The 13,381-nt window shown below is 72.6% G+C and carries 8 protein-coding genes; 5 read left to right on the plus strand and 3 right to left on the minus strand.

The features are described from left to right. Positions 1–218 precede the first annotated feature (218 nt). Both STRTU_RS21390 and STRTU_RS21395 read left to right on the plus strand, forming a co-directional pair. The gene (locus STRTU_RS21390) at positions 219–1,154 is read left to right on the plus strand and encodes an LCP family protein (protein WP_159747119.1); all 936 of its coding nucleotides are present in this window, start codon (positions 219–221) and stop codon (positions 1,152–1,154) included. A gap of 165 nt (positions 1,155–1,319) precedes the next feature. After that, the gene (locus STRTU_RS21395; protein ID WP_159745230.1) at positions 1,320–2,348 is read left to right on the plus strand and encodes a coiled-coil domain-containing protein; all 1,029 of its coding nucleotides are present in this window, start codon (positions 1,320–1,322) and stop codon (positions 2,346–2,348) included. A 25-nt stretch (positions 2,349–2,373) separates the two neighbouring features. Here the strand turns inward: STRTU_RS21395 and STRTU_RS21400 are convergent, their stop codons facing one another. Next, the gene (locus tag STRTU_RS21400) at positions 2,374–3,999 is read right to left on the minus strand and encodes an MFS transporter (protein ID WP_472926719.1); all 1,626 of its coding nucleotides are present in this window, start codon (positions 3,997–3,999) and stop codon (positions 2,374–2,376) included. Between the two features lie 208 nt (positions 4,000–4,207). Here STRTU_RS21400 and mfd point away from each other — a divergent pair, with 208 nt between their 5' ends. Further along, positions 4,208–7,771 carry a transcription-repair coupling factor gene (gene mfd / locus STRTU_RS21405; RefSeq protein WP_159745232.1) on the plus strand — a complete coding sequence of 1,188 codons (3,564 nt, stop codon included), beginning with the start codon at positions 4,208–4,210 and terminating at the stop codon, positions 7,769–7,771. Between the two features lie 496 nt (positions 7,772–8,267). On the opposite strand, the gene STRTU_RS21410 is transcribed toward mfd, so the two are convergent. Next, on the minus strand, positions 8,268–9,806 hold the full coding sequence (locus STRTU_RS21410) for a DUF2079 domain-containing protein (RefSeq protein ID WP_174878903.1): 1,539 nt from the start codon (positions 9,804–9,806) through the stop codon (positions 8,268–8,270). Positions 9,807–10,137: 331 nt separating this feature from the next. Here STRTU_RS21410 and STRTU_RS21415 point away from each other — a divergent pair, with 331 nt between their 5' ends. Next, positions 10,138–10,776 carry a SurA N-terminal domain-containing protein gene (locus tag STRTU_RS21415; protein ID WP_159745234.1) on the plus strand — a complete coding sequence of 213 codons (639 nt, stop codon included), beginning with the start codon at positions 10,138–10,140 and terminating at the stop codon, positions 10,774–10,776. Between the two features lie 88 nt (positions 10,777–10,864). Then, on the plus strand, positions 10,865–11,899 hold the full coding sequence (locus tag STRTU_RS21420; RefSeq protein WP_159745236.1) for a nucleoside triphosphate pyrophosphohydrolase: 1,035 nt from the start codon (positions 10,865–10,867) through the stop codon (positions 11,897–11,899). A 70-nt stretch (positions 11,900–11,969) separates the two neighbouring features. Here the strand turns inward: STRTU_RS21420 and STRTU_RS21425 are convergent, their stop codons facing one another. Next, entirely contained in the window at positions 11,970–13,283 is a 1,314-nt protein-coding gene (locus tag STRTU_RS21425; RefSeq protein ID WP_371873639.1) for an MFS transporter, read from the minus strand. Positions 13,284–13,381 lie beyond the last annotated feature (98 nt).

Below are 13,381 nucleotides of genomic sequence, written 5' to 3' on the forward strand. Positions count from 1 at the left end.
CCCCGGTCCAGGGCGCTCGACCTGCGGGATGGGCCGGGCGCCCCGACCATGCGTATATGGGCCGTCCGATACCCCCGATACCCCCGTTGTCGCAGACGTCGTCGACGACGCTGTACCGGGCAGGGCGCCCGCGGTGGTGGCACCGTAAGCGGACGGGCGGGCCGCCGCGCCGTACGGGGCGGCGCCGGCGCCGCTGGGCGTGGCTCACCTGGACCCTGGTGACGCTGCTGGTGCTGGTCGCCCTGGTGGTCGCGGGCGGGGCCTGGCTGTACGTCTCGGCGGGGCGGCAGCTCCAGCACGTGGACGCGCTGGGTGGCTACGCCGGGCGGCCGCCCGCGGGCAAGGGCACGAACTGGCTGCTGGTCGGCACGGACAGCCGTACCGCGCTGACCCCGCAGCAGCGCGCGGAGCTGCACGTCGGCAACAACCAGGTGCAGAACACCGACACGATCATGGTGCTGCACTCCGGTGAGCACGGCCCGACGCTGGTCAGCCTGCCGCGCGACAGCTACGTCCCGATACCGGGCCATGGCAGCCGGAAGATCAACGAGGCGTATGCGGACGGCGGTCCGAAGCTGCTCACCCGAACGGTGGAGCAGGCGACCGGGCTGCGGATCGACCGCTACGCCGAGGTGAACTTCCTGGGGTTCGTTCAGGTCGTGGATGCACTGGACGGGGTGCGGCTGTGTCTGGACGCCCCGTTGAAGGACGAGAAGTCGGGCGCGGACTTCCCGGCGGGCTGTCAGCGGATGAACGGGGCCGAGGCGCTGGCGTTCGTCCGGGCCCGGTACACGGACCCGGACGGTGACCTCGGACGGGTGAAGCGGCAGCGGCAGTTGCTGGGCGCGGTGGCGGACGAGATGGCCGCCCCGTCGGTGCTGCTCGACCCGGACCGGCTGCGGCGGGTGCTGGACACCTCGCTGGCGGCGCTGGTGGTGGACGACGGCGCGGATATGGCGCGGCTGCTGGATATGGGCTGGTCGATGAAGCAGATCGCCGGGGGCGGCGGTACCGCGACGACGGTTCCGGTGAACCGGCCCGGAGTGATGGTCAGTGGTGTCGGGTCGGTGTTGCAGTGGAAGGAGAACGGGGCGCGGGAGCTGTTCGAGGCGCTGCGCCACGATGACCGGATTCCGACTTCTGGCACCAAATGACGCATCCTGGTGGGGTGGATGGGGTGAAGTGTCGCGAGGGTGCGATGTCGCACCGATCCCAGAGGAAGTGCGCGTAACTGCACAAGTGCCGCGCACAACCATGCGAAATGGCCGGAAGGCCGCGGGTCGCACGGCGGCCTCGCGCGGCGGAGAGGGGCTTGAGGGATGAGTGCATCGGTTTCGCCTCACGGGTTCGAGACCGTACGAGGGCGGGGCTACCGGCCGGAGGATGTGGACCGCCGCGTCGAGGGACTCTCGGTCGACCGTGACTCGTGCTGGGAACGCGCCGCGCGGCTCACGGTCCTGTCCAACGAGATGTCGGCCGAACTCGCGGAACTCCAGGCGCATGTGGCGCAGTTGCCGCCGCAGACGTATGAGTCGCTCGGCAGCGAGGCCCGGCTGATCCTGACCACCGCGGAGTCCGAGGCGGCGCGGCTGCGGGCCGAGGCGCAGCAGGAGGACGAGCAGATCCGGGACGCGGCCGCGGGGTATGCGGACGAGGTCCGGGAGGCGGCCGACCAGGAGTCCTGCGCGCGGCGCGGTGAGGCGGAGACGCGGGCCCGGCGCACGGCGGAGGCGGCGCGCGGGGAGGCCGCGGAGCTGGTGACCGTCGCGGCCGAGGAGGCCGGGAAGCTGCGGGAGGAGGCCGCCGGGGAGCTGGCGGAGGTGCGGCGGCGGACCGCGCAGCTGCTCCAGGACCAGGAGAAGCGGCAGACCGAGGAGTGGGACGCGGCCGGGCGGGAGATCGTGGAGCGGGAGGCGGAGACGGACCGGCTCGTCGCGGAGCTGGACGCCCGCGCCAAGGCGGCCCGCGCCGAGGGCGAGCGGCTGTACGCGGAGGCCGAGGAGGCCGCCCGGCACCGCCAGGAGGACGCCGAGGACCGCGGCGCCGGTCTGCTGGCCCAGGCGCGGACCGAGGTGGAGCGCATCGAGCGCGTCACGGCGCGGATCCTGCGGGAGCACGAGACGGAACGCGAAGAGGTCCGCACCCATATGACCCATGTACGCAACAGCCTGGCCGCGCTCACCGGGAAGGCGCCGGTACCGGACGAGGACGACGCGGCGAAGACGCGGGGCGGCGGACGGGAAGCCGCCGCCCCGGACGCCGCCGCCCCGGACGCCGCCGGTCCCGACGCGGAAGACACCCTGGAGACGCAGCTGCCGCGCGCGGGCGGCGGCGGCGCGAAGGGCTGACCGTACGGCCGCCGACGGGCTCCGCTCAGGTCCCGCGCGGCCCGCTCTCGCCGGTGCCGGTGCCGGTGCCGGTGCCCGTTCCCGTGCCGTCGGCCTCCGTGTGTACCGGGAAGCGCCGCGGTGCCCACAGCAGGGCGAGCAGCGCGAGTCCGGCGGCCGCGGCGGCGCCCAGGTAGACGTGGTCGACCGTGGTGTCGACGGCGCGGCGGAGGTAGTCGGTGGCCTGCGCGGTGAGGTCGCCGGGGTGTTCCAGTGCGCGCGAGACCGCGTCGAGGTCGCCGGGCAGGCCGGGGCGGATGCCCGAAGGGGCGTGCGCGAGGCGGTCGTTGAGGGTGGCGTTGGCGAGGGCACCGAAGAGCGCGGCACCGAGGCACTGGCCGACCTGGCGGCAGAAGAGTATGGAGGCGGTGGCGGTGCCGCGCTCCTGGTAGCCGACGGACGACTGGACGCCGATGATCAGCGGGAGCTGGGCGAGGCCGAGGGCCGCGCCGAGCGCCAGCATGAGCAGGGCGGGCTGCCAGGCCGCGCCGGGGTAGGGCAGCAGGAGGAAGGAGAGCAGTACCAGGCAGGCCGCGCCCATGCCGAGCATCGCGCAGGTCCGGATGCCGACCCGGTTGTAGACATGGCTGCTGAGGGCGGCCGAGACCGGCCAGCTCAGGGTCATCACGGACAGCACGAACCCGGCGGCGGTCGGACTCAGCCCCAGCACCGACTGCGCGTAGGTGGGCAGGAACACCGTCGGGGCGACCATCAGCAGGCCCAGGGCGCCCAGCGCGAGGTTGACGGCGGAGATGGTGCGGCGGCGCCAGACCCAGCCCGGAATGATCGGCTCCGCGGCCCGCCGTTCGATGAGGACGGTGAGCGCCGCGCAGCCCGCGCTGCCGGCGAACAGCAGCAGGGACGGGGCGGAGAGCCAGGACCAGGCCACCCCGCCCTGGACCAGGGCGGTCAGCAGCAGCCCGCCGGTGGCGAAGATCGCCAGCGCGCCGGGCCAGTCCACCCGGGGGCGGGCCGCGGGCCCCGTACGGTCCCGCTGCGGCTCGGTGAAGTGCCGCCCGATCAGCCAGAGGGCGACCCCGCCCACCGGCACATTGACCAGGAAGATCCACCGCCAGTCGGCGTAGGTGGCGAGCAGCCCGCCCAGTGCGGGCCCGGCGACCGCCGAGGTGGCCCAGACGGTGGAGATCCTGGCCTGGATCTTGGGGCGTTCCTTCATCGGGTAGAGGTCGGCGGCGATGGTCTGGATGGTGCCCTGGAGGGCGCCGCCGCCCAGGCCCTGCACCACCCGGAAGGCGATCAGTGAGCCCATGTCCCAGGCGCCGGCGCAGGCCAGTGAGCCGGCGAGGAAGAGCGCGATGCCGGTCATCAGGACGGGCTTGCGGCCGAAGGTGTCGGAGAGCTTGCCGTAGACCGGCAGGGTCACGGTGACGGCCAGCAGATAGCCGGAGAACAGCCAGGAGAAGACCGCGAAGCCGCCGAGGTCGCCGACGATCTGCGGGACGGCGGTGGCGAGGATCGTCGAGTCGAGCGCGGCCAGTGCCATCCCGAGCATCAGGGCGGCGATGACGGGACGGGGTGGCGGGCCCGCGGGTGGCGTCCCCGCGGTCCGCATCGTGCCTATGTCACCGGTACGTCCCGCGCTTCCGCTCACGGCGTTCCCCCTCCTGAGTTCTTGTACGGTGCACCCTTCCACGGGGGCGGGGGCCGTGGAAACGGGACGTCGTGGTCACGGGGGCGGGCGGGCTCCGTCCCCGGCTTCCGGCCCGGCCTGTCAGCGGGCGGGCGTACGCTTGGCAAACCCGGCCCGTGAGACGTGTCGGGCTGCTGCGTTGTTCGCCTCGCTGGGACGGAACCTTCTCATGAGCCTGACTGGTCTGCTCGACGCCGTCGTACGGGACCCGGCGCTCGCCGAAGCGGTGCAGGCCGCGACCGACGGGCACCGCCCCCAGGTGGATCTGGTGGGGCCGCCGGCCGCCCGCCCCTTCGCGATCGCCGCGCTGGCCCGGCAGGCCGGCCGCCCGGTGCTCGCGGTGACCGCCACCGGCCGGGAGGCCGAGGACCTCGCCGCCGCGCTGCGCAGCCTGATGCCGGCCGGCGAGGACAACTCCGTCGTGGAGTTCCCGTCCTGGGAGACGCTGCCGCACGAGCGGCTCTCCCCGCGCTCGGACACCGTCGGCCGCCGCCTCGCGGTGCTGCGCCGGCTCGCCCACCCGCGCCAGGACGACCCCACCGCCGGCCCGGTCTCGGTCGTCGTCGCCCCGATCCGCTCGGTGCTCCAGCCGCAGGTCAAGGGCCTGGGCGACCTGGAACCTGTCAGTCTGCGCACGGGGGAGACCGCCGACCTCGAAGAGATCGTCGACGGGCTGGCGGCGGCCGCCTACTCCCGCGTCGAGCTGGTCGAGAAGCGCGGCGAGTTCGCGGTCCGCGGCGGCATCCTGGACGTCTTCCCGCCGACCGAGGAGCACCCGCTCCGGGTCGAGTTCTGGGGCGACGACGTCGAGGAGATCCGCTACTTCAAGGTCGCCGACCAGCGGTCCCTGGAGGTCGCCGAGCACGGGCTGTGGGCGCCGCCGTGCCGCGAGCTGCTGCTGACCGACCAGGTGCGGCAGCGGGCCGCGGTGCTCGCCGAGCACCATCCCGAACTGGGCGAACTCCTCGGCAAGATCGCCGAGGGGATCGCCGTCGAGGGCATGGAGTCACTGGCTCCGGTCCTGGTGGACGACATGGAGCTGCTGCTGGACGTGCTGCCGAAGGGCTCCATGGCCGTGGTGTGCGACCCGGAGCGGGTACGGACCCGGGCCGCCGACCTGGTGGCGACGAGCCAGGAGTTCCTCCAGGCGTCCTGGGCGGCCGCCGCGATGTCCGACGGGCGGGCGGCGGACGGCGTGGCCCCGATCGATGTGGGCGCGGCCTCCCTGTGGGGCATCGCCGACGTCCGGGACCGGGCGCGCGAGCTGGGGATGATGTGGTGGTCGGTCAGCCCGTTCGCGGCCGACGAGGACCTGGACAACGACGGCGACACCCTCAAGCTGGGGATGCACGCCCCCGACACCTACCGCGGTGACACCCAGCGGGCGCTGGCCGACACCAAGCAGTGGCTCGCGGACGGCTGGCGCACGGTGTTCCTCACCGAGGCGCACGGCCCCGCGGCCCGCACCGTCGAGGTCCTCAGCGGCGAGGGCATCGCCGCCCGCCTGGACGCCGATCTCGCCGAGATCTCCCCGTCCCTCGTCCATGTCTCCTGCGGCTCCCTCGACAACGGCTTCCTCGACCCGGCGCTCCGGCTCGCCGTCCTCACCGAAACCGACCTCTCCGGCCAGAAGGCGGCCGGCAAGGACGGGGCCCGGATGCCGGCCCGCCGCCGCAAGACCATCGACCCGCTCACCCTCGAAGCCGGCGACTTCATCGTCCACGAGCAGCACGGAGTGGGCCGCTACATCGAGATGGTGCAGCGCACGGTCCAGGGCGCCACCCGCGAATACCTCCTCGTCGAGTACGCCCCCGCCAAGCGCGGCCAGCCCGGCGACCGCCTCTACATCCCCACCGACCAGCTGGAACAGGTCACCAAGTACGTCGGCGGGGAGGCCCCCACCCTGCACCGCCTGGGCGGCGCCGACTGGACCAAGACCAAGGCGCGCGCCAAGAAGGCCGTCAAGGAGATCGCCGCCGACCTCATCAAGCTCTACTCGGCGCGGATGGCGGCCCCCGGCCACACCTTCGGCGCGGACACCCCCTGGCAGCGCGAACTGGAGGACGCCTTCCCGTACGCGGAGACGCCCGACCAGCTCACCACCATCGCCGAGGTCAAGGAGGACATGCAGAAGTCGGTCCCGATGGACCGGCTGATCTGCGGCGATGTCGGCTACGGCAAGACCGAGATCGCGGTCCGCGCCGCCTTCAAGGCCGTCCAGGACGGCAAGCAGGTCGCCGTCCTCGTCCCGACGACCCTCCTCGTCCAGCAGCACTTCGGCACCTTCACCGAGCGCTACGGCCAGTTCCCGGTCAACGTCCGGGCGCTGTCCCGCTTCCAGACCGACACCGAGGCCAAAGCGGTCCTCGAAGGGCTGCGGGACGGCTCCGTCGACCTCGTCATCGGCACCCACCGCCTGTTCTCCTCCGAGACCAAGTTCAAGGACCTGGGCCTGGTCATCGTCGATGAGGAGCAGCGGTTCGGCGTCGAGCACAAGGAACAGCTGAAGAAGCTCCGCGCCAACGTCGACGTCCTCACCATGTCCGCCACCCCCATTCCCCGCACCCTGGAGATGGCGGTGACGGGCATCCGCGAGATGTCGACGATCACCACCCCGCCCGAGGAGCGCCACCCGGTCCTCACCTTCGTCGGCCCCTACGAGCAGAAGCAGATCGGCGCCGCCATCCGCCGTGAACTCCTGCGCGAGGGCCAGGTCTTCTACATCCACAACCGCGTCGAGTCGATCGACCGCGCCGCCGCCCGGCTCCGCGAGATCGTCCCCGAGGCCCGCATCCAGACCGCCCACGGCCAGATGGGCGAGTCCCAACTGGAGCAGGTCGTCGTCGACTTCTGGGAGAAGAAGTTCGACGTCCTGGTCTCCACGACGATCGTCGAATCGGGCATCGACATCTCCAACGCCAACACCCTGATCGTCGAACGCGGCGACAACTTCGGCCTCTCCCAACTCCACCAGCTGCGCGGCCGGGTGGGCCGCGGCCGCGAACGCGGTTACGCCTACTTCCTCTACCCGCCGGAGAAGCCGCTCACCGAGACCGCCCACGAGCGGCTGGCGACCATCGCCCAGCACACCGAGATGGGCGCCGGCATGTACGTCGCCATGAAGGACCTGGAGATCCGCGGCGCGGGCAACCTCCTCGGCGGCGAACAGTCCGGCCATATCGCCGGCGTCGGCTTCGACCTCTACGTCCGGATGGTGGGCGAGGCGGTCGCCGACTACCGCGCCTCCCTCGAAGGCGGCGTGGAGGAGGAGCCCCCGCTCGAAGTCAAGATCGAACTCCCGGTGGACGCGCATGTCCCCCACGACTACGCCCCCGGCGAGCGGCTGCGCCTCCAGGCGTACCGCGCCATCGCCTCCGCCTCCTCGGAGGACGACATCGCCGCCGTCCGCGAGGAACTCACCGACCGCTACGGCAAGCTGCCCGAGCCCGTGGAGAACCTCCTGCTGGTCGCGGGCCTGCGGATGCTTGCCCGCGCGTGCGGGGTCTCCGACATCACCCTCCAGGGCGCCAACGTCCGTTTCGGCCCCGTGGAGTTGCGCGAGTCCCAGGAGCTGCGGCTGAAGCGGCTGTATCCCCGTACGGTGCTCAAGCCCGCGGCGCAGCAGGTGCTGGTGCCGAGGCCGACCACCGCGCGGGTCGGCGGCAAGCCGGTGGTCGGTCGCGAGCTGCTCGCGTGGACAGGTGAGTTCCTCACGAGCGTTTTGGGCTCGTAGGCCCGCTTCCCACGTTGTCGGGTGGCCCGCCGTGCCTCTTCTGTTTTCGCCTGTCGGCGGGGTGGGGTGTTTGGGCGGGGGCCGCGGTTTGTGGGTGGTGGGTGCCGGTGGTGGTCCTCCGGGGCCTGTGTTGTGGACTGCTGCGCTTTACGTCCACAACACAGGCCCCTCCGGCCCACCCCCTCCCGTCCGGGTGGCGGCCTCCGTCCGGTGGGGGTGAGGGTTTTTAAAGACCGGGAGGTGGGGCCGCACCACGACGCGGCCCCACCTCATGGTCTTTCTTTCCATCACCCCCACCGGGGTGGGGTCCCTCAACGACGGGAGGGGGCGGGGCCGGAGGGGTGGGTGTTCGGACGTAAAGCGAAGCAGTCCGAACACCCACCCCGGAGGTCCCGCCACCGGCACCCACCACCTACCGGGGCCCCACCCCAACACCCCACCCCGCCGACAGGCGAAAAACAGAAGAGGTACGGCGGGTCAGCCGACAACGTGGGAATTACCGCGAAGACGTTCGGCGGAAGACCAGGAGGTCGGCCGTATCGCCCAGCACCACATACGTAGAGCGGGGATGACGGGCGGCCGTCTCGGCCAGCACCTGCCGCGGCGTGCGGTCATCACGTAGCTGGACGGCGACGAAATCGGGCGCCAGCCCACCCGTATCGCCGATCCAGAAGACCCGGGTCCGGTGCGTGAGCCGGCTCAGCGGCCGGATGTCGGACTCCACGGTGGCACCATCCGGTATCCGGTCCAGCAGCTTCTCGTCGGCGGTGACGTTCGGCGGGGTGCGGTAGGCGGCGGCCTCGGTGAGGCCGGACAGCGGGAGGGTGGTGGTCAGGGCGAGGGCCGCGGCCAGGGCGGCGGCCGGCAGATGGCGGGCGTACGAGCGCAGCCAGGGGCGGGCCGATACCCGTATGCGGGGCAGGGCGTCGATCAGTGCGAGGAAGACGACCGGCATCAGCACGGCGTTGTAGTGCCAGTCGGTGCCCCAGTAGTGCGGCTCGTGGGAGAGGAAACGCCAGCCGAGGGTGGGCAGCGCGACCAGGAGGAGGGGGGAGCGCAGGGCGAGGAGTCCGGTGGTGGGCAGCAGGACCCACAGGGTGGTGCGGAGGGCGGTGTCGAGGGGGATGGTGGCGCCGCCGCCGTCGGTGCCGAGCTTGCTCCAGTAGTCGTACGAGCCGGAGCCGTTGAAGCCGGGTATCAGCAGGCCGAGGGTGACGGCGGTGGCGGTGATGCCGAAGGCGACCAGGCCGATGGCGAGGGGGCTGGCCCGCCGGGTGCGTATCAGGGCGAGCGCGCCGATGGTGGCCGCGGTCACCCCGAGGTCCTCCTTGACCAGCACCAGGGGCGCGGCCCAGCACACCACCGCGGTCCAGCGCCCGCGCAGCACCGCTTCCAGCGCGAAGGCGATCAGCGGCATCGCGAAGGCGATCTCGTGGAAGTCGAAGTCGACGGCCTTCTGTACGCCCCAGGACATGCCGTAGGCGATGCCGATGGCCAGGCCCGGGAGGCGGCCCAGGTGGCGGGCGGCGGCGCGGGTGACCGGCAGCACGGACAGCGCGAACAGCGCGGCCTGCGCCGTCAGCAGGGTCATGGGCGAGGGGAACACCCGGTAGAAGGGGGCGAGCACGATCAGCACGGGGCTGAAGTGGTCGCCGAGGATGTTCGTGCCGGGGCCCTTGAGGTCGACTATCGGGGCCTGGAAGTGGGCGTAGCCCCGTACGGCCTGTTCGAAGATGCCCAGGTCCCAGGAGGAGAAGGACATGGTGCGGAACCGGCAGAGGGACAGCAGCGTGAACGCGACGAAGAAGAACGCGGCGGCCCAGTAGGGGTCGAGGCGCGCGGCGCGCAGGGGCGCGGTCCGGGTCCGCAGCCGGTCGGAGCCGTGCCGCAGCCGACCGGCCCATGCCGGTGGCGCGTCAGTGGTCGCGGTCGCGGGGGCAGTCGGCCCGGCGGTCCGGGGCGGCGGCACGGTCGCGCTGCCCTCTCCCGAAATCCTCCCGGGCGTGCCCCCAGCCGTTGCTGCGGCCGTGTCCATGCGGAACCTCACTCTCCCCTGCCCGAGAAGATACTCGAACTACTGACCGGCCCCTCCGCTGCCCACTGCGCTGCGACGCCCGGCCCGCCAGTGGTTCAGACGGGGGCGCGGGGCGGCGCGTTCCCGGGCCGGGGCGATCGCCTGGCTGGGCGCCGCGGGGGCACGGGGCCGGTCCGGGGCCCGGGACGGGTGCGGCGACGAGAAGGGACACCGAAGCAGAAACCACCCCCGTCACAGATCGTTGGCCGAAGCAGTGGCCCAGGCCACGCCGACTCCTTAGCATCGATCAATCAAGGTCGAGACTCCGTCGCACGATCTGCCGGGAGGCCATGTGTTCCGCCGTAGGACAGCGCTCTCCGTATCTGCCACCGCCGCCCTGCTGGCAGCGACCCCGTTGCTCGCCGCGTGTGGCAGTGATGCCCATCCCGGTGCCGCGGCCATTGTGGACGGGAAGCGGATCACCGTCTCGCAGTTGCAGGCGAAGGTGAAGGACGTACGGGCCGCCCAGGCCAAGTCCCCGCAGGGCGGCCAGATGATTATGAACACCGGGCGGCTGAGCCTGGCCACCCTCAACGGCATGATCTTCGACGAGGTGCTGGCGCGCGGTGCCAAGGACGCCGGGGTGACGGTCAGCCGCGGCGACATCCAGAAGTGGCGGGCCAAGGCCGAGCAGCAGTCCGGCGGTGCCGAGCGGCTGAAGGCGATGTGGCTCCAGCAGGGCGTCGCCCCCGACGAGATCGACGCCATGGTCCGCAATCAGCTGCTGCTCGACGGCGTCGCCCAGCATCTGCACGCGGACCGCCGTGCGCCGCAGGGCCAGCAGAAGCTCGCCCGCGCGCTGGCCACGACCTCCCGGTCCATGGGGATCGACGTCAATCCGCGGTTCGGCAAGTGGGACGACCAGCAGGTCATCCTGGGCGAGACCAAGGACCCGTGGATCACCTCGGAGCCCGCGAAGCAGCAGGTCTGACCGGAGGCCGCGCGGTCGGCGGCCGGGGCCGGATCCCGTCCGCCGACCGGCGCCGGGCGATGTCAGTGCGGTGCGTTACGTTCGAGGCGTGAACGCTGACGCCTCCGCCTCTGACGCCGCTGCCTCCGCCGCTGACACCGGCGCCGAAGCCCGCCCCGAGGGCCCCGGCACCGGACGCCTGGTCCTGCTGACCACCAGCCACCGGGTCGCCCCCGGACTCCTGTCCTGGCCCGCATGGCAGATATTGCGCGCGGCCGACCGCGTGCTGAGCGCCGATCCGGAGCATCCGCAGCTGCCTTATCTGCGGGAGGCCGGTATCGCGGTGGAGACCGCCGCCCCCACCGCCCGCGAACTGGTCGACTACTGCGTGCCCGGGGCCCGTACGGTCGTCGTGCTGACCTCGGCGGACGGCGAGAGCACGCTGACCGACGGCCTGGCACGGCTGGCCGGCTCCGGCCGCGAGACCATGCCGGACCTGGAGCTGCTGCCCGGCTCCTACGACCTGCCCGGCGCCCGGCTGCTCGACCTCGTCCAGGTCATGGACCAGATCCGCGCCGAGTGCCCCTGGAGCAGCGTCCGTACGCACCGCGACCTCGCCAAGTACGGCATCGAGGAGGCGTATGAGCTGGTCGAGGCCATTGAGGAGGGGGACCGCGGGGAGCTGCGGGAGGAGCTCGGGGATGTGCTCCTCCAGGTGGTCTTCCATGCCCGGATCGCGCAGGACGATCCGGACGAGCCGTTCTCCATCGACGATGTGGCGGGCACCCTCGTGGAGAAGCTGCTGCACCGCCATCCTCATGTGTTCGGGGAGGAGGACGCGGCCACCCCGGAGGACGTGAAGGCGCACTGGCTGCGGACGAAGGCCGAGGAGAAGCAGCGGGAGTCGGTGACCGAGGGCATTCCGCTCGCGCAGCCGGGGCTGGCGCTGGCGGCGAAGCTGGCGTCGCGGGTGCGGACGGCGGGCCTGGAGGTGGCCCCGCCCACGGGCGACGGGGTCGGCTACGAGTTGCTGGCGATGGCCGTACGGGCGGAGGCGGACGGCGTCGACCCGGAGGCCGCCCTGCGCGCGGCGGCGCGGGCGTACCGGGACGCGGTGGTGGCGGTGGAGGGCTCCGCCCGTTAGTACGGCGCCGCCCGGCGCCCCCGCCGCCGTAAAGCGGCAGCCGCCGCCGCTGCCGCAGCCGCTCAAGAACTCACCGCTTCCGGCCCCCGCCGGAGCCACCCCGCCGCGCCCGTTCCGCCAGCCAGAGCGCCACCGTCACGACCGCCAGCCCCGCCCCCAGCGCGCACACGCCGGCCCAGCCTGCTGCGCCCCAGACTGCCGAGGTCAGTGCCGAGCCGACCGCGCCGCCGACGAAATAGCTGGTCATGTAGGCGGAGTTGAGGCGGTTGCGGGCCTCGGGGCGGACTGCGTAGACGAGGTTCTGGTTGCTGATGTGGACCGCCTGGGCGGCCAGGTCCAGGGTGATCACCCCGGCGAGCAGCGCGGTCAGGGACCAGGCGCCGCCCGCTCCGCCGAGGGCCAGCAGGCCCCATGAGCCCAGCAGCAGGAACGCCGCCGCACCGGTGACCTGGTGCGCCAGGCCGCGGTCCGCCAGTCGCCCGCCCAGCGAGGCGGACAGTGATCCGGCCGCGCCGACCAGCCCGAGCAGTCCGATGGCCGACTCCTGCCAGCCGTAGGACGGGCCGGACAGCAGGAATGCCAGCGCCGTCCACAGCACGCTGAAGCCCGCGAAGGTCAGGGCGCCCAGCGCGCCCCGCCATCGCAGTACCGGCTCCTGGGCGAACAGCGCCAGTGTGGAGCGCAGCAGTGCCGGATAGCGCAGTCCGGCGGTGGTGCGCAGGGCCGGCAGCCGGAGCCGCAGCAGCAGCGCCATCAGCAGCATCAGCGCCGCGTTGACCCAGTACACGGTGCGCCAGCCGCCCAGCTCGGCGAGCAGCCCGGCGGCCGTACGGGCCAGCAGGATGCCGAGCAGCAGCCCGGTCATGACGGTGCCCACGGTCCGGCCGCGTTCGGCGGGCGCCGCGAGGGTCGCCGCGTACGGCACGACGACCTGGGCGGCGACCGAGGCGAGACCGGTGAGGGCGGTGCCGGTGAGCAGGAGGGCGGCGTTGGGCGCGCTCGCCGTAATGGTGAGGAAGAGCGCGGTCGCCGCGGTCAGGGTGACGGCCAGCCGGCGCCGCTCCAGCAGATCGCCGAGCGGGACGAGCAGCAGCAGGCCGAGTCCGTAGCCGACCTGGGCGACGGTCACGACCAGGGCGGCGGTGGACGCGGAGAGGTGCAGATCGCGGCCGATGACGTCCAGCAGCGGCTGGGCGAAGTAGTTGCCGGCGACGGAGAGTCCGGCGGCGACCGACATCAGCAGGAGGGTGCCGCGGCCGAGGGCCGATCCCGGTCTCGCCGCCGGCCTCGCCGCCAGTGCGTCCCCGGCGGTCGGCTCCGCCCCCGGCCCCGGCCCCGGCTCCGGCTCCGGTATGAGTTCGTTTTCCACGCGCTCGGTCTCCATCGGCTGACCTCCCCGATACGCCCACCGCCACCGCGGCGGCGGGCACACCCCAGCCTGGGCTCCGTCAATCGATGAGTCCAACACATTGTTCTCATCGC

Origin of the sequence: Streptomyces tubercidicus (assembly GCF_027497495.1) — a bacterium.
In the GTDB taxonomy this organism is placed as follows: domain Bacteria; phylum Actinomycetota; class Actinomycetes; order Streptomycetales; family Streptomycetaceae; genus Streptomyces; species Streptomyces tubercidicus.

Bases quoted from the DNA above. Each gene is read 5' to 3' on its own strand.
- STRTU_RS21395 (WP_159745230.1), top strand. From the start codon at position 1,320: ATGAGTGCATCGGTTTCGCCTCACGGGTTCGAGACCGTACGAGGGCGG.
- mfd (WP_159745232.1), top strand. From the start codon at position 4,208: ATGAGCCTGACTGGTCTGCTCGACGCCGTCGTACGGGACCCGGCGCTC.
- STRTU_RS21410 (WP_174878903.1), bottom strand. From the start codon at position 9,806: ATGGACACGGCCGCAGCAACGGCTGGGGGCACGCCCGGGAGGATTTCG.
- STRTU_RS21425 (WP_371873639.1), bottom strand. From the start codon at position 13,283: ATGGAGACCGAGCGCGTGGAAAACGAACTCATACCGGAGCCGGAGCCG.